The following is a 16,057-nucleotide window of genomic DNA, read 5'->3' as shown; positions in this document are numbered from 1 at the left end:
GACGGGCGGCGGGACCGTGGAGGCCGGCCTATCCGCAGGTCGCCCTCGCCATGTACGGAGAGTAACCACGGTGGGCTCCTTGACTGGCACCCGTACTGTGCGGTCCGTGACCGACTCGCCACAGCAGATGTTCGAGGATGCCGCTGCCATTCTCAGCTCGGCCCTCGATGGTGACTCCGATGCCGTGGTGGGGACCTTCGACGAGGTGGTCGACCGGGCCGGCCTGGCCGGCGCGTACGACGTGGCCTGGTGCCTGGCCGCGACGATGGTCGGAGATCCGGTGCCGCCCGGGGTCTGCGCCCTGGATTTCCCCGGCATCGACCAGGCCGGGTACGACGCCCGGTGGGTGGCCCGCTTCGTCAGCGCGTACGCAAACGGCGACCTCGACACCGCTCGGGCGCTGTTCGGCGCGGCGGCGGCCGACGGGCTGCTGCCGGAGTGTCTGCTCACCCTGGCCGGCTCGACAGTGGCGACGCTGCGGCATCGGGCCGCCTGACCGTTCGAGTCAACGCGCCCGGCCCGGCGCTCATGCCGGCGAGTGGATAAGTGCCGTCGCATAGCGGGAAAGCAACTCGTGCCAGCCGGCGGTCAGGGCACGTCGGTAGCCCTCGGCGGCCTCGCCGTGCCGATCGAAGTGCCGGTGCGTCACCTCGACGAGGGTGCCGGAGTCGGCAGGCGTGAAGAGCACCTCGACCTCGCTGGCCTGCGCCGGGTCGGGCACCGGAGCGCGGTCCGCGCCGATCTGCCAGGTGAACACCAGACGGCGGGGCGGATCCCAGGTCAGCACCCGCCCCCAGTCATTGCGGAAGCCGTATGGCCCGACCTCGTAGAGCATCCCGCCGGGGCGGCGCTCCATGCCCAGCTCCGCCAGGACGCCCGGGCCCGACCAGGTGTACTCCATCACCCACCAGTCGGCGAGCCGACCGGTGAAGACCTCGTACGCCCGATCCGCGGAGGTGGGCACACGAAGGGTGCTGCGGAGTGCGAACCGCTCAAGATCCTGCTGGATGTCGGTAGGATCGGCCATCCCCTGTCCCATAGGCCCGGACCATACCGGCTCATGCCCGGGTGTGCAGCTTTCCCCGATGTCTGTCCCGCCTGATGATCGACGTACTGGCGGACTTCGATCGATACAGCGCCGCCCGCCGTTGCGGGGTGACGACCGGGATGCTCACGTCCGCGCCCCGCTCGGGGTGCCGCAGGAGCAGCTACCGCCGGAGCATCCGTCGGCACAGGCGGCTGCCGCGAGGCCGGTCAGACCGGACGGCAGCAGGCGACGCACCCCGTCGGCAGGAGATCCCGTTCGACCTCTCCTCGCGGCCCGACGGACCCTGAGGTCGGCGGCGGGGCGCACATGCAGGCCGGGCCAGGTCGGCAGGGGCTCAGTGTCCGGCATTGTCGTTCCTTTGGGCGAGTTCAGCGAAGGGCAGTGGGCAGCAGGGGCTGTCAGCGCAGGAGACCAGGTCGTCACAGCCGGCGGAGATGGCTGCGCGCAGGGTGTCGCGGATGACCGTGAGGTCCGTCAGCTTCTGCTCGATCTCGGCGAGTTTGTCCCTGGCGCGGGCTTGCAACCCGCTGTCGGGTCGGCGGCCGTGGCGGTGGCGGCCGGCGTCGAGCAGGTCGGCGACCTCGTTGAGGGTGAAACCGAGACGCTGCGCCGTCTTGATGATCCGTAGCAGGGTGACCGTTTCGGCCGGATAGATCCGGTGCCCACCCGGCGACCGCTGCGGGGAGGCGAGCAGCCCACGCCGTTCGTAGTAACGCAGGGTCTGCTGGTTGACGCCGGCCGCGTCAGCCAGCTCCCCACTGCGTAGCCCGGACGACGTCATCGCTGTCGCCGGACGGCGGCAGCCGTTTCGGCGAGCGCGTCGAGCACGTCGACGTGCCCCGCTGGCACCCGTACATCCAAGGTCAGCGAGTCCGGATCGGGTCGGGACAGGTCGAAGGCGAAGAACGAGCAGCACGACGACTCGCGAGCGGTCAGCTCGCGGGCCGTCTCCTCCACCTGTGTCGCGTTGTCGAGCCACAGCCGCAGATGCTGGGCTGACACCCGCTGCGCAGCGCGTACGGCGTCGGCGAAGAACCTGTCGAACTCGGCGAGCCGAAGCGGTCTGTCCGCCGTCGGCAGGGTGCAGACATCCGGCACCCACCCCGCACCGGCCTCTCCGGTGATGATGTCCTGGTCTCTCATATCCCGACGGTAAGCCTGTACCCAGGTACCGGATGCAAGCTTTGGGGCCGGGCATTGACCTCAGGTGAATGATTGGTCGCGTGACCGTGGATGACCCGGACCCGGTATGGGTCGCCCTGCGACTCGTCAGCGTGGTCCTCAGCCTTGTCGTGGTCGTACTCGGCGTACGGGTCGCGGTGACGCGGCGGTTCCCCACCGTCTGGGTGCGGGTTGCGCGCCTGACCGAGAGCCAGCGGTCCGAGCCGCTCCGGCGTGGTGGCTTCCTCGCGCTGCTCGGTGCGAGCCTGTTCGTCCAGCAGGTGCCGTCACTCGTCGCCGTGCCCGTCGTGGGTGGACGGGTTCTGTTCGCACTGGCGCTGCTGCTTCTCGTGACAGCTGTGGGATGGTTCTTCCTGCTCCGGCGTTGACGCAAAGCAAAACGCCGACCGGCGTTTCCGCTGATCGGCGTTGCAGTAGCCCGGCGAAAGGCTATGTGGCCAGGGGCGGGGTCGAACCGCCGACCTTCCGATTTTCAGTCGGACGCTCGTACCAACTGAGCTACCTGGCCGTGGTGCTCGGCTCATGCTACCCAACCTGCGGGATCGCCGCTGGGACGGGTCGCATGCCCCGATACGCAGAACGCCGCGCGAGGGGCGCGGCGTCAGCGCTTGCGGTCCTGACGGGACTTGAACCCGCGACCTCCGCCTTGACAGGGCGGCGAGCACTCCAACTGCTCCACAGGACCTTGCTGGTGTTGCCTCCGGCCTGAGCCGGAGCGTGCCCCCAACGGGATTCGAACCCGTGCTACCGCCTTGAAAGGGCGGCGTCCTGGGCCGCTAGACGATGAGGGCGGCCCCGCCATCATTGCACACTCGCAACGTTGAACGGACTTGCTCCCATCCGGCCCCGCCGGAGGCTTCGAAAGCATACGTGATGGCGTACCGGTCGACCAAACCGGTATGGCGGCAGCCACAACGCCCCGGAAAACACCAGCTCGGAGGTGGTCTAGGTGAGCCGCGCGACGCCGTGGTCGCGCTTCAGACCGCTGATCACCTTGGCGCAGGCCGCGAGGGTGGCCGAGCGGTTGCCGCCCCCGTCGTGCAGCAGGACCACGGCACCGGGACGGGCTGACCGTTTCACCCGCTTCTCGATGGTGGCCGCGGTCGGCTTCGCCCAGTCCTGCGGGTCGACGGTCCAGTGCAAGGAGCGCATGTCGAGCTGCTTGGCGACCTTCACCACCTCGGCGGTCCACCGGCCCCCGGGCTGGCGGTAGAACGGCACCTTCGCGTCGGGTACCGCCCGCCGGATCTCCCGGTTGGTGCGAACCAGGTCGGCGCGGATCTCGGGGACCGGCCGCCGGGCCAGGTCGAGATCGTGGTTCCAGCTGTGGTTGCAGAGCTGGTGCCCCTCCCGGACGATCCGCCGCAGCAGGCCCGGGTGCTTGCGGACCTGGGTACCCACCACGCAGAAGGTGGCTTTCACCTTGGCCGCCTTCAACCGGTCGAGCACCTTCGGCGTCCAGGCCGGGTCGGGTCCGTCGTCGAAGGTGAGGGCCACCTTCCTGGTGCCTGTGGTACGGACCAGACCGGCCGGCAGCTTCGTCGGCAGCGGTCGTAGTGCCGGCTTCGGCGGCACGGTGCGGGTCGGCGACGGGCTCGCCTCCGGCGGAAGGGCGGCCGAGGGAGGCGGGCTGGACGGGGCGGTGGCCTCCGGGCTGTTGTCACCACGGTCGCCGCAGCCGGCGACGAGCAGGACAACCAGGACAACCAGCAGGACACGGTGACGCATCGTTCGCTTCCGAGAGGGGGTTCGGGGTTCGCGGACCCCCCCGACGCTAGTTCACCCGATTTGGGTGGACCCACTGCGGGTCAGGAAGCGGCCGGACGATTCAGGGAGTCATGCACGGCGACGGTGAGCGAGACCGCCTCGGTCAGGTCCGTCGGACGGACCACCCCGGCCGGCAGATTCCGGGCCGGCCAGCCCGGCCCGGCCGCGAGCACCAGCAGCGGCCGGCTCGGCGCGGAGAGCAGGGCGGTGAGCTGGGCCGGGTCGGCGGTGGCCCGAGTCTGCGACCAGAGCACCACGGCAGCCGGTCCGGTCCGGTCGATCGCAGCGAGCAGCGCCGTCACCGGCACCCGGGCACCGAGCATCCGGTAGCCGACGCCGGCCTCGGCCAGCGCCGCGGCCAGCGCCTCCAGCGGCAGGCTGTGCTGCTCCTCGTCGGCGCAGGAGAGCAGGACGCGCGGTGGCCCGGCAGCGGGGCCGGCGGACGCCACCGCGCCCAACGCCGCCGAGACGCAGCGGGACACCAGGTGTTCGACCTCGATAAGCGCGCCGGTGGCGACGTGCCGCTCGCCGATACCGACGAGCAGCGGGCGCAACAGCCGGTCCCAGGTCGTGACCACACCGTCGGCGGCGATGGCGCGGGAGATCGTCTCACTGATGGCCTCGGCGTCCAGTCGCATCGCCGCCCGGGCCAGCCCCCGGGCCGCCGGACCGGCCCGGCCGACCGGGATGGTCGTACCACCGCCGTCCCGTCTTCTGCGCTTGCCGGCGGAGACGCCGACGGACGCCAGGGCGTCGGGTGCCTGGCGGGCCCATCTGGCCGCCTCGGCGGGGCTGACCCCGTCGGCGGTGAGCCGCCGCATCACCTCGAGCCGGGCCAGGTCGGCCGGGGTGTAGCGCCGGTGGTGGCCCGGAGTGTGCTGGCTGGGCCCGAGGCCGTACCGCTGGTGCCAGGTGCGCAGCGTGGTCACCGCGACCCCCAGGCGCTGGGCGACGACGCCCGCGCTCAGCGCCTCATCGGCCACCCGGCCGCTCCGGCGCGTCGTCGGTCGGCCGGCCGGGCGGTTTCGCGGGTTGCAGCAGCCGATCCAGTACGCCACCCAGCCACGGTGCGTAGGCGTCGGGGTCGTGGTGCAGCGCGGCGGCCAGCTGGGTCGGCTCGACCCAGCGCAGCTCCGCCACCTCGGCCGGCTCCGGGCGTAGTGGCCCGTCGGTGGGAAACGCGCCGCGCAGGACGTGGTCGTACTCGACCTCGACCCGCCCGGTGGCCGGATCCTCGGCCCGGTAGACGTAGACGCCGACCTCGCTCAGCGGTACCGGTCCGGCGCCCAGTTCCTCCGACAGCCGCCGGTTGGCGGCCTCGGCCAGGGCCTCACCGGGCTTGGGGTGGCCGCAGCAGGAGTTCGCCCAGCGCAACGGGAAGCGGGTTTTCGTCGCGGCCCGTCGCTGGAGCAGCACCCGGCCGTCGGGCGCCACGAGCATCACGGAGAACGCCCGGTGCAACTGACCGGGCGGCTGGTGGGCGGCGGCCACAGTGGCCTCCCCGACGGGCTGGCCGGCGTCGTCGACCAGCTCGACGAGGTGGCTCTCCCGGGACTGCGGCATCAGCGCCACCCACCGTTCCCGAGCGCGCGGCCCGGCACCGCCTGGCTGCTCGGGATCACCGCTGCTCCCCGGTGATCCGGGCGGCGGCTAGCTTGCCGGAGATGAGCACCATCGGTACGCCGACGCCGGGTTGGGTGCCCGAGCCGACGAACACCACGTTGGACAGCGAGCGGTGCAGGTTCGACGGCCGGAACGGGCCCGTCTGGAACAGCGTGTGCGCGGAGGCGAACGGCGTACCGGCAGCCATGCCCTGCTCGGCCCATTCCGCCGGAGTGATCGCCCGCAGCACCTCCACGCCCGCGCCGAAGCCGACGTAGCCGCGCTCCTCCAGGGTGGTGATGAGCTGGTCGGTGTAGCGGGCGGTGAGGTCGCCGCGCCAGTCGAACGGTGCCCGGTCGAGGTTCGGCACCGGAGCCAGCACGTAGTAGGTGTGCCGGCCACTGGGGGCCACCGACGGGTCCGTCCGGCTCGGGTTGGTGACCAGCAGGGACGGATCGGACATCAGGTTTCCCCGCCTGATGACCTCGTCGAAGGTGCCCTGCCAGGCCCGCCCGAAGTGGATGTTGTGATGGGCGATGCGCCCGTAGCCCTGGGTCGAGCCGACGTGCAGCACGACACACGAGGGCGAGTAGGTGAGCCGGCGCTGCCGGGTCGGCGGCAGCAGGTCGCGGTAGGCCACCGGAAGGTCGGGGTTGAGCACCACGGCGTCGGCGGGGACGAACTCCCCGTCAGCTGTCACCACACCTGTGGCTCGACCGTTCGCGGTCTCCACCCGGGTGACGGTGGTGCCGTACCGGATCCGTACGCCGTGCTTCTCGGCGGCGCCGGCCAGCCCCCGGGAGACCGCGTGGATGCCGCCGCGCGGGAAGAAGACCCCGGCCACCGAGTCGAGGTACGCGATGACGGCGTAGATGGCCAGCGCGTCGTGTGGGGCGAGGCCGGCGTACATCGCCTGGAAGGAGAAGATCCGTCGGGTGCGCGGGTCCCGGAAGAACTGATCGATCTTGGTCTGGAGTCGACGGAAGGCACCCGTGGCGACGAGTTTGAGCAGGTTGCCGGTGAGCAGGTCGGTGGGGGCGTCGAGATTGCGCTCGATGAAGTCGGCCCGCTCCAGTCGCCACAGGTTTCGGGCGAAGTCGACGAACCGCAGGTAGCCGTCGGCCTCCCGGGGCCCGCAGACCCGGGAGATCTCCGCCGCCATCGCAGTGGTGTCGGTGAGCACGTCGAGCGTGGAGCCGTCCGGGTAGTAGGCGCGGTAGGCCGGGTCGAGCGGCATCAGATCGAGCCAGTCGGTCAGCTCCTCGCCGACCGCTGCGAGCGCCTCGGCGATCAGGTCGGGCATGGTGAGCACCGTGGGGCCGGTGTCGAACTCGTAGCCGTCGACGCTGAGTCGACCGGCCCGCCCGCCCGGCACCGCCTCGCGTTCCAGCACTGTCACCTGGCGTCCACTGCCCGCCAGGTGCAGCGCGCAGGCCAGGCCGCCGAGGCCGGCCCCGACGACGACCACCTGATCAGTACGCCCGTCAACGGTCCGCACCGATGACCACCTCTCTGGAGACCGGGAAACCTCGGGAGTTTCCCGACGCTCGCTGTGCAGGGAGCCCATCATGCCCTCCGGTGGGTGGCGGCGGTCGCGAGGCCGACAAGCGCGGTGCGGGCGGTCTCGTCGATGGCTACCGCGTCGAGCGCGGCCAGCGCCTCCTCGACCCGTTCGTCGATCATCCGCTCGATCCGTCGTACGGCGCCGGTGTCGACCACCACCTCGGCGAGCCGGGCGATCTCCGGCGCGTCGGCCGGCCGGCCGACGCCGTCGAGTGCTCGCAACTGCGTCGGGGTGGCCAACTCCCGGGCCAGTACGAGCAGCGCTGTCGGTTTGCCCGTTCGCAGGTCGTCGCCGGCCGGCTTGCCGGTGGTGGTCGGGTCGCCGAAGACGCCGAGCAGGTCGTCGCAGAGCTGAAAGGCCTCGCCGACGGCGAGACCGTAGCGGGAGTACGCGGCGTCCAGCGTGCTGTCCCCGCCGATGCCGGCCAGACTGGCACCGAAGAGCAGTGGTCGTTGCACGGTGTAGCTGGCGGTCTTGTACCGGGCCACCCGGAGCGCCCGGTCCACCGACCAGCTGTCCGGGTCGGTCTCGCCGAGGACGTCGAGGTACTGCCCGGCGACCGTCTCCACCCGCATCCGGTCGTAGCCGTGTCGCACCTGGAGCAGCCGGTCCGCCGGCAGCTCGGCGAGGGCCAGCAGTTGGTCGGCCCAGACCATGCAGAGGTCGCCGATGAGCACGGCGACCGCCTCGCCGAAGCGCCCGGAGTCGCCGTTGCGGCCCGCTGCGGCGTGCTGGGTGGCCACCGCCACGTGCGCGGTGGGTCGGCCGCGTCGGGTGGCGGAGGCGTCCATCACGTCGTCGTGCACGAGCGCGAAGGTGTGCAGCAACTCCAGGGTGGCAAGTGCGGGCAGCACCGGGGTGACGGGCATGTCGCCACCGACCGCGCCACGCCAGCCCCAGTAGGCGAATGTGGGCCGGACCCGCTTGCCGCCGGAGAGGACACAGTCGCGGGCGATGGCGGCGAAGCCGCCCATCGCGGGGTCGATAGCGGATAGGGCGTCGACCTCGGCGGTCAGGAACTCGGCAAGCGTGTTGTCGACGGCCGTGACGATGTCACGCGTGTAGGCGGCCAGTACGGCAGCGATCGGGTCGTCTCCACCGACCGGCTGCTCAGGCACCACGCGAAGGAGGTTACCCGTTGGTCCGTCGCTGGCCATGCCGCCGAGCGTACCCTAAGGTCTCAAGTTGCGTCGATTGGTGCGTCGAATCAGAGGAGGGGCCGGTGGACCTGGATCTCGCCGCTGCCTACGACAGATGCCGTGAGCTGCACAAACGTCATGGCCGCACCTACTATCTCGCCACCCGGCTGCTGCCCGCATGGAAACGGCGGCATGTGCACGCTTTATATGGGTTCACCCGCTACGCCGACGAGATCGTCGATCAGACCGACGCCCTGCCTCCGGCCGAGCGCGCGGCCCGGTTGGACGACTGGGGTGGACGGTTCGTCGCCGGGCTGCACGGTGCGCCGGTGCGCGACCCGCTGCTGCCCGCGGTGCTGCACACCATCGCCGTGTTCGACCTCGACCGGGAGGACTTCGCCTCGTTCCTCAAGAGCATGGCGATGGACCTGACCGTCACCTCCTACCGCACCTACGATCACCTGCTGGACTACATGGAGGGATCGGCGGCGGTCATCGGCACGATGATGCTGCCCATCCTGGGCAGCTCCGCTCCGGCGGCGGCCCGCGAGCCGGCCCGGCAGCTCGGCTTCGCGTTCCAGCTGACCAACTTCATCCGGGACGTCGGCGAGGACCTGGCCCGGGGGCGGACGTACCTGCCCGACGAGGACCTGGCCGCCTTCGGCGTGACGCGGGAGGACCTGTTCGCCTGTCACGCCGCCGGGCGGGCCAGCGGGCCGGTGCGTGAGCTGATCCGGTACGAGGTGACCCGCGCCCAGGCGCACTACCTCGCCGCGGCGCCGGGCGTGGTCCTGCTCGACGGTGCCTCGCAGGCCTGCATCCGCACCGCGTACCTGCTCTACGGCGGGATCCTGGACGAGGTGGCCGCGCAGGACTACGACGTCTTCGCCCGCCGCGCCACGGTGCCGCAGCGACGCCGGCTGGGCGTGGCCACCCGTGCCCTGCTGACCCCGGCCGGCAGCCCGGTCGCCGTGCCCGGACCGCCGGTGCGGTGAGCGGGCGTACCGCTGTCGTGCTGTTCACCCGCGACCTGCGGGTGCACGACCACCCGGCGCTGGCGACCAGCTGCGCCGCCTTCGACCGCGTGGTGCCGCTCTACGTGCTGGACCCGACGCTCGCGGAGCTGTCGCCGAACCGCACCCGCTTCCTGCACCAGAGCCTCGCCGCGCTCCGCGCGGCGCTGCGCGGGCTCGGCGGTGACCTGGTGCTGCGGCACGGCGACCCGGTGGCCGAGACGATCCGGCTGGCCGGTGAGGTGGGTGCCGAGGCCGTCGCGCTCTCCGCCGACGTCTCCCGGTACGCGGCCCACCGGGCGCAACGCCTGCGGGCCGAGTGTGACAGGCATCGGCTGCACCTGCGGTTCTTCCCCGGCCTGACGGTGGTCGAGCCGGGGGAGCTGACCCCGGGTGGTGGTGACCACTATCGGGTGTTCAGTCCGTACCACCGGGCGTGGAGCGCCAGGCGGTGGCGGGAGGAACTGTCGGCGCCGACCACAGTGGTGCTGCCGGCCGGGGTGCCGGTCGGGCGCTTCCCCGCGCTGCCGGCGGGCGACTCGCCGGATGTGGTGACCGGCGGGGAGGACGAGGCACGGCAGCGGTTGGCCCGGTGGCTGCCCGACGTCGTGCGCTACGGCGACCGTCACGACGACATGGCCGGCGACGCCACCTCCCGGCTCAGTCCGTACCTGCGCTTCGGCTGCCTCTCGCCGCTGACCGTGGCCAACACCATCGACGACCGGGAGTCCCCGTTCGTCCGTCAGCTCTGCTGGCGGGACTTCTACCACCAGGTGACCGCCGCCTTCCCCGAGCTGCCCCGCAAGGCGTACCGGCGCCGCGCGACCGAGCACTGGCGCTACGACGAGCAGGCCCTCACCGCCTGGGCCGAGGGTCGTACCGGTCTGCCGATCGTCGACGCCGGCATGCGTCAGCTCCGGGCGCAGGGTTGGTTGCACAACCGGGCCCGACTGATCACCGCCGGCTATCTGACGAAGACCCTCGGGCTGGACTGGCGGGACGGGCAGGCGGTCTACTTCCGGTGGCTGCTCGACGGCGACATCGCCGACAACTCGGGCAACTGGCAGTGGGTCGCCGGCACCGGCAACGACACCAGGCCGTACCGGGGTTTCAACCCGGTGCGGCAGGCCGAGCGGTACGACCCCGACGGGGCGTACGTGCGGCGCTGGGTGCCTGAACTGGCGTCGGTGGGAGGCGGTGCGGTGCACCAGCCGTGGCGGCTGCCGGAGGCGCTGCGCCGCACGCTCGACTATCCGCCACCGCTGGAACCACCGGGCGACACCCCGGTCTGGTTGCGCTGAGCTGATCCGCGTGCCGGGTGGCCGAGGACGGACCGGTGCGCGATGCTGGCGACATGGCGGAGCCGGAACATGTGGACGTGGTGGTGATCGGGCTCGGCGTCGGCGGTGAGGAGGTGGCCGGCCGGCTCGCGGAGGCTGGGCTCACAGTGGTCGGTGTCGAACGCGACCTGGTCGGCGGGGAGTGCCCGTACTGGGGCTGTATCCCGAGCAAGATGATGATCCGGGCGGCGAACGCGGTCGCCGAGGCCCGCCGGGTCGACGGTCTCGGCGGCACCGCGCAGGTCACCCCGGACTGGGCGCCGGTGGCGAAGCGGATCCGCGCGGAAGCCACCGACGACTGGGACGACCGGGTGGCGGTGCAGCGGTTCACCGACAAGGGTGGGCGTTTCCTACGCGGCAGCGGCCGGATCGACGGTCCGGGCCGGGTACGGGTCGGCGACCAGGTCTTCCAGGCCCGCCACGGCATCGTGCTGGGCACCGGCACCCGCCCGTCGGTGCCGCCGGTGGACGGGCTGGCGGAGACCCCGTACTGGACCAACCGGGCGGCCATCGAGGTCGAGGAACTGCCCGCCTCGCTGCTGGTGCTGGGTGGTGGAGCGATCGGGCTGGAACTGGCCCAGGTGTTCGCCCGCTTCGGCGTCCGGGTCACAGTGGTCGAGGCGCTCGACCGGGTCCTTGCCGTCGAGGAGCCGGAGTCGTCCGAGGCTGCCGCCGCCGCGTTGCGGGCCGACGGGGTGGAGATCCACACCGGGGTCAGGGCCGCCCGGGTCGAGCACGGTCCCGCAGGCTTCACCCTGCGCGGCACCGAAGGTCAGGAGTTCACCGCCGAGCGGCTGCTGGTGGTGACCGGCCGCCGCGCCCACCTCGACGAGCTGGGGCTGGACACGGTCGACGTCGACGCGAGCGGGCGGTACCTGCAGGTGAACGACAGGCTGCACGTCACCGACGGGATCTGGGCGGTCGGCGACGTGACAGGCGAGGGTGCGTTCACTCACGTCGCGATGTACCAGGCCGCCATCGTGGTCGCCGACGTGCTCGACCACGTACGACGCGCGCAGGGCGGTGCGGACCCGAGTGGTACGGCCAGCGTGGTCGGTGGCGCGGTCGGCGCGGCAAGCTCGTTGTCCGCGACCGGATCGGCCGGTTCGGCAGGATCGGTACTGCGCGCGGACTACCGGGCGCTGCCCCGGGTCACCTTCACCGATCCGGAGATCGGCGCGGTCGGCCTCACCGAGCAGCAGGCCCGGGAACGCGGGATCAACGTGCAGGTCGGCTTCACCCGGCTGGCGTCGTCGACCCGAGGCTGGATCCACCGCACCGACGAGGTCGGCTTCATCAAGCTCGTCGCCGACGCCGACCAGGGGGTGCTGATCGGGGCCACCTCGGCCGGCCCGGCCGGCGGCGAGGTGCTGTCAGCTCTGGTCGTGGCCGTGCACGCGGCCGTCCCGCTGACCCAGCTCCGGCACATGATCTACGCCTACCCCACCTTTCACCGGGCAATCTCGGACGCGCTGCACAATCTGGGCCGGTGACTGACAAGAAGGCGTCACGCGACGACAGGATGCTGTTCTGTTTTTGCAGCGTTGCGGCGTAGGATTGCGGCCGTGACAAAACGACTGACCGAGGTCGCCCGCAAGGCGGGTGTCAGCGAGGCCACAGTGAGTCGGGTGCTCAACGGCCGCGACGGTGTGGCCGAGGCGACCCGGACGGCGGTGCTCACCGCCCTGGACGTGCTCGGCTACGAGCGACCGAGCAAGCTGCGCGGCGAACGCGCCCGGCTGGTCGGGCTGGTGCTGCCCGAGCTGCAGAATCCGATCTTCCCGGCGCTCGCCGAGGTGGTCACCGGCTCGCTGGCCCAACGCGGCTTCACCCCGGCGCTGTGCGCCCGCACCATAGGTGGCGTCTCCGAGTCCGCGTACGTCGAGATGCTGCTGGACCACCAGGTCTCCGGCGTCATCTTCGCCGGTGGGTCGTACGCGCTTGCCGACGCGTCGCACGAGCACTACCGCCGGCTGACCGACCGTGGGCTGCCGGTGGTGCTGGTCAACGCGGGAGTCGACGAACTCGGCTTCCCCCGGGTCTCCACCGACGACGCGGTAGCGGTGGAGCAGGCGTACGGTCACCTGCGCTCGCTGGGGCATGAGCGGATCGGCCTGGTGCTCGGGCCCGAGGACCACGTGCCGTCGCGGCGGAAGGTGAACGCTATGCACCGGGTTGCCGGCTGGGTCGACGGGACCGAGTGGGTGGAGCGTTCCAGCTTCTCGATGGAGGGCGCCCGGGTCGCGGCGACCAAGCTTGTCGAGCGGGGGGTCACCGGGATCATCTGCGCCAGTGACGTGCTGGCCCTGGGTGCCATCCGCGCGGTGCGCCGGCTCGGCCGTTCGGTGCCCGACGACGTCTCGGTGGTCGGCTATGACGACTCCGCGTTCATGACCTGCACCGATCCGCCGCTGACCACGGTCCGGCAGCCGATCGAGACGATGGGGCAGGCGGCCGTGGACCTGCTTGTCACCCAGATCGAGGGCGGCGGTGTGCTCACCGACGAGCTGCTCTTCGAGCCCGAACTGGTGGTGCGCGGCTCCACCGCGCCCACGCCGCGCCGCTGACGTCCGGCGGCAACGACCGGCTGCGGATCCGACAGCTCCGTACCGCAGCCGCCGCCCTGATGGGCCGCCCCCTCTCGTCGCACTGACCTGGCGTTTCCGGCCGTCGACCGCTGCCCGCGGTCGGCGGCCGTTTCGTCGTGGCCGTGCGCCCGCGCGACGTCCACTCAGGCCCATCGGTGGCGGAACCCTCCTCCGGTCGTTATCTGACGATGCCCAGTCGCTTACTTGCAAGAAAAAATCTAAAGCTTGCTGGATTGAGTCGCCGTCGTTACAGTGACTCCACTCACACCTGGCCTCCTTGAGGTAACGGAGGGTCAGGGCAGAACGCGGCCACCGACAAGTAGCAGGGCATCGCGGCGGAGGACACCGACCGCCGATCACCGACTTCACCTAGACACCCGTTCCCGAAGGGATGGACAGATGTCCGTACCGCAGTACCGGAAGGCAGCGGCGTTGACGCTCGTCGCCGGTCTGGGGCTCGGCCTCGCGGCCTGCTCCACCAAGAGCGACGACGCCAGCGGCGACGCGAGCGGCAAGGTCACCATCACCGTCGACTGCCAGCCGGTCGGCGCCCAGAAAGAGCTGCTGCAGAACTGGAACGCCGACGTCGCCGAGTTCCAGCGGCTCAACCCCGACATCGTCGTCAAGAGCGTGAGCGTCGGCGAGCAGTGCAACAACCCACCGGACTTCACCGCCCGGCTGGCCGGCGGCACCGTGACCGACGTCTTCTACGGGTACATGACCGATCTCCAGCAGGTGCTCGACTCCGGCCAGGCGATGGACATCACCGAGTACGCCAGCAAGGACACGATCCCCACCTGGGACAGCGTGGATCCGGCGCTCAAGGAGGTCTTCTCCGACGACGGGAAGCTCTACGCCGTGCCGGTGAAGAACTACTCGATGGGCCTGGTCTACAACAAGGTGCTGTTCCAGCGGGCGGGTCTCGACGTGAACAACCCGCCGAAGACGTGGACGGAGGTCCGGGACGCGGCCAAGAAGATCGCCGCGCTCGGCGACGGCATCGCCGGCTACGCGGAGTACAGCGCCGGCAACACCGGCGGCTGGCACTTCACCGCCCTGCCCTACGCGCAGGGCGGCCAGGTGCTGACCGCCGACGGCAGCAAGGCCGACTTCAACAACGCCCTGGGCCGGCAGGTCCTCCAGAACCTCAGGGACATGCGCTACGGCGACGACAGCATGGGCGATCGCCAGCTGCTCCAGTGGGGCGACCTGTTGACGAACGCGGGCGCCGGCAAGGTCGGCATGTTCATCGGCGCGCCGGACGCGACCCAGGCGATCGTCAGCCAGTTCCAGGGCAGGTTCGAGGACTGGGCGATGGGTCCGCTGCCCGGCCAGGACGGTCCGGCCAAGGGCACGCTCGGCGGCGGTGAGGGCTACTTCTTCAAGAAGGACCTCACCCCGGAGCAGGTCCGCGCCGGTCTCAAGTGGATCGCGTACCAGAAGCTCACGCCCGGGAAGGGGCAGCTCGACTACGCCCGGTCCAAGCCGCAGAACTATCCGGTCGGTCTGCCGCAACCGCTGCTGTTCACGAACGGCAGCGAGGCCCAGCGGCAGGAACTGGAGCTGCGCAAGGCGAACGCCAACGTCGACACCACGAACTTCGCGAACTTCGAGGCGAACCCGGTCCCGATCAAGGGTGAGCCGCGCAACGCGCAGGCGATCTACGCGGTGCTGGACGCGGTGATGTCCGGAGTGCTGACGAACCCGGACGCGAACATCGACACGCTGCTCAAGACCGCCGAGGAGAAGGTCAACAAGCTCCTCGCCGCCGAGCGTTGAGTGCTGGGGCGGGGGCGGCGATCCGGCCCCCGCCCCGACCGCGCTCGTCGTCCGGTCATCCACCCACAGGAGTCGTCTTGACGATCACCACCGCCCCCGGGGCTGTCAGAGCAGCGGACCGCCCCACACCGTCGCCCCCGGCCGGCGCGCGGCGGACCAGCCTCGGCCGCAAGGTACGCGACAACCTCACCGGACACACGTTCCTGATCGGTGCGGTGCTCTGCTTCGCGGTCTTCTCCTGGTACCCGATGGTCCGCGGCGTCGTCATGAGCTTCCAACGGACCCGGCGTGGTGAGACCACCTGGGTCGGCTGGGACAACTACCTCCGGATCCTCGACGACCCCAGCTTCTGGACCGCCTGGCAGAACACCTTCTACTTCACAGGCCTCGCGCTCGTCCTCGGGTACGCGGTGCCGTTCTTCGTGGCGATCCTGCTCAACGAGTTCCGGCACGCCCGGGGGTACCTCCGGATCCTGGTCTATCTGCCGGTGATGCTGCCCCCCGCCTCTGCGCTGTTCCTGTTCAAGTTCTACGCGTACGACCCCAGCGACGCGGGGCTGTTCAACGCGATCCTCAAGGCACTGGGCCTACCGACGGCGCAGTGGATGCAGTCGCCGGAGATGACGATGCCGGCGATGGTGCTCGCCTCGACCTGGATGAACATGGGCAGCGCGGTGCTGATCTACCTGGCCGCGTTGCAGAACATCCCCGGCGAGCTGTACGAGGCGGCCGAGCTGGACGGCGCGGGGATCTGGCGACGGATCCGGCACGTCACCATCCCGCAGACCCGACTGATTCTCGCGCTGCTGGCGATGCTCCAGATCGTCGCCACCATGCAGCTCTTCATCGAGCCGCTGATCCTGGCCAACGGCGCGGGCGCGGAGGACTCGGCGACCTCGGTCGCGTACCTCATCTACCAGCACGGGTTCTTCCAGAACGACCTCAACGGCGCTGCAGCACTCGGCGTGATCATGCTCGTGGTGCTTGCCGGCTTCTCCGCCGCCTACCTGCGGCTCACCGCGAAACAGGACTAGG

Annotated in this window: 16 protein-coding genes and 3 tRNA genes; 8 read left to right on the top strand and 11 right to left on the bottom strand. The window is 70.9% G+C overall.

From position 1 onward, the window contains the following. Positions 1-106: 106 nt before the first annotated feature. A complete protein-coding gene (locus Van01_RS08655; protein WP_204003425.1) occupies positions 107-496 on the top strand; it encodes a hypothetical protein in 390 nt (129 codons plus the stop codon). A gap of 30 nt (positions 497-526) precedes the next feature. Here the strand turns inward: Van01_RS08655 and Van01_RS08650 are convergent, their stop codons facing one another. The 3 genes from Van01_RS08650 to Van01_RS08640 form a co-directional block, all read right to left on the bottom strand. Next, positions 527-1,039: an SRPBCC family protein gene (locus tag Van01_RS08650; RefSeq protein WP_204003423.1), complete on the bottom strand. Its 513-nt coding sequence runs from the start codon at positions 1,037-1,039 to the stop codon at positions 527-529. 343 nt (positions 1,040-1,382) lie between these two features. Beyond that, positions 1,383-1,829 carry a MerR family transcriptional regulator gene (locus Van01_RS08645; RefSeq protein WP_204003418.1) on the bottom strand — a complete coding sequence of 149 codons (447 nt, stop codon included), beginning with the start codon at positions 1,827-1,829 and terminating at the stop codon, positions 1,383-1,385. Beyond that, entirely contained in the window at positions 1,826-2,191 is a 366-nt protein-coding gene (locus Van01_RS08640; RefSeq protein WP_204003415.1) for a hypothetical protein, read from the bottom strand. Before Van01_RS08640 ends, Van01_RS08645 begins: the two co-directional genes overlap by 4 nt. Positions 2,192-2,271: 80 nt before the next feature. Here Van01_RS08640 and Van01_RS08635 point away from each other — a divergent pair, with 80 nt between their 5' ends. After that, positions 2,272-2,598, top strand: a complete 327-nt coding sequence (locus Van01_RS08635; protein ID WP_204003412.1) for a hypothetical protein — start codon at positions 2,272-2,274, stop codon at positions 2,596-2,598. A 66-nt stretch (positions 2,599-2,664) separates the two neighbouring features. On the opposite strand, the gene Van01_RS08630 is transcribed toward Van01_RS08635, so the two are convergent. From Van01_RS08630 to Van01_RS08595, 8 genes are all read right to left on the bottom strand, one after another. Further along, positions 2,665-2,738, bottom strand: a tRNA-Phe gene (locus Van01_RS08630). 103 nt (positions 2,739-2,841) lie between these two features. After that, positions 2,842-2,915, bottom strand: a tRNA-Asp gene (locus Van01_RS08625). Positions 2,916-2,948: 33 nt separating this feature from the next. Beyond that, a tRNA-Glu gene (locus Van01_RS08620) sits at positions 2,949-3,021 on the bottom strand. 154 nt (positions 3,022-3,175) lie between these two features. Further along, positions 3,176-3,958, bottom strand: coding sequence for a polysaccharide deacetylase family protein (locus tag Van01_RS08615; RefSeq protein ID WP_204003409.1), 783 nt, complete (start codon positions 3,956-3,958; stop codon positions 3,176-3,178). A gap of 80 nt (positions 3,959-4,038) precedes the next feature. Then, on the bottom strand, positions 4,039-4,980 hold the full coding sequence (locus Van01_RS08610) for a MerR family transcriptional regulator (RefSeq protein ID WP_204003406.1): 942 nt from the start codon (positions 4,978-4,980) through the stop codon (positions 4,039-4,041). Beyond that, a complete protein-coding gene (gene idi, locus Van01_RS08605; protein ID WP_204003403.1) occupies positions 4,970-5,560 on the bottom strand; it encodes an isopentenyl-diphosphate Delta-isomerase in 591 nt (196 codons plus the stop codon). The genes Van01_RS08610 and idi overlap by 11 nt, the downstream gene beginning before the upstream one ends. A gap of 55 nt (positions 5,561-5,615) precedes the next feature. Beyond that, positions 5,616-7,097 (bottom strand): phytoene desaturase family protein, encoded by a 1,482-nt coding sequence (gene crtI / locus Van01_RS08600; RefSeq protein WP_204003400.1) that lies wholly within the window; start codon positions 7,095-7,097, stop codon positions 5,616-5,618. A 68-nt stretch (positions 7,098-7,165) separates the two neighbouring features. Further along, on the bottom strand, positions 7,166-8,320 hold the full coding sequence (locus Van01_RS08595) for a polyprenyl synthetase family protein (protein WP_204003396.1): 1,155 nt from the start codon (positions 8,318-8,320) through the stop codon (positions 7,166-7,168). A gap of 65 nt (positions 8,321-8,385) precedes the next feature. Between Van01_RS08595 and Van01_RS08590 the strand changes: the two genes are divergently transcribed. From Van01_RS08590 to Van01_RS08565, 6 genes are all read left to right on the top strand, one after another. Beyond that, complete coding sequence (locus Van01_RS08590; protein ID WP_204003393.1) at positions 8,386-9,297, top strand: phytoene/squalene synthase family protein; 912 nt, start codon at positions 8,386-8,388, stop codon at positions 9,295-9,297. Continuing rightward, positions 9,294-10,616 carry a cryptochrome/photolyase family protein gene (locus tag Van01_RS08585; RefSeq protein WP_204003384.1) on the top strand — a complete coding sequence of 441 codons (1,323 nt, stop codon included), beginning with the start codon at positions 9,294-9,296 and terminating at the stop codon, positions 10,614-10,616. Before Van01_RS08590 ends, Van01_RS08585 begins: the two co-directional genes overlap by 4 nt. Before the next feature lie 53 nt (positions 10,617-10,669). Further along, positions 10,670-12,148: a dihydrolipoyl dehydrogenase family protein gene (locus Van01_RS08580; protein WP_204004439.1), complete on the top strand. Its 1,479-nt coding sequence runs from the start codon at positions 10,670-10,672 to the stop codon at positions 12,146-12,148. Positions 12,149-12,220: 72 nt separating this feature from the next. Further along, complete coding sequence (locus Van01_RS08575; protein ID WP_204023934.1) at positions 12,221-13,222, top strand: LacI family DNA-binding transcriptional regulator; 1,002 nt, start codon at positions 12,221-12,223, stop codon at positions 13,220-13,222. 420 nt (positions 13,223-13,642) lie between these two features. Further along, a complete protein-coding gene (locus Van01_RS08570; RefSeq protein WP_204003382.1) occupies positions 13,643-15,022 on the top strand; it encodes an ABC transporter substrate-binding protein in 1,380 nt (459 codons plus the stop codon). A gap of 77 nt (positions 15,023-15,099) precedes the next feature. Continuing rightward, entirely contained in the window at positions 15,100-16,056 is a 957-nt protein-coding gene (locus Van01_RS08565) for a carbohydrate ABC transporter permease (RefSeq protein WP_204003373.1), read from the top strand. The last annotated feature ends 1 nt before the right edge of the window (position 16,057 follow it).

This window comes from Micromonospora andamanensis, from assembly GCF_016863495.1.
Lineage (GTDB): Bacteria > Actinomycetota > Actinomycetes > Mycobacteriales > Micromonosporaceae > Micromonospora > Micromonospora andamanensis.
The sequence above is the reverse complement of the archived record's forward strand: the minus strand, read 5'-3'. Positions and strand labels throughout refer to the sequence as shown.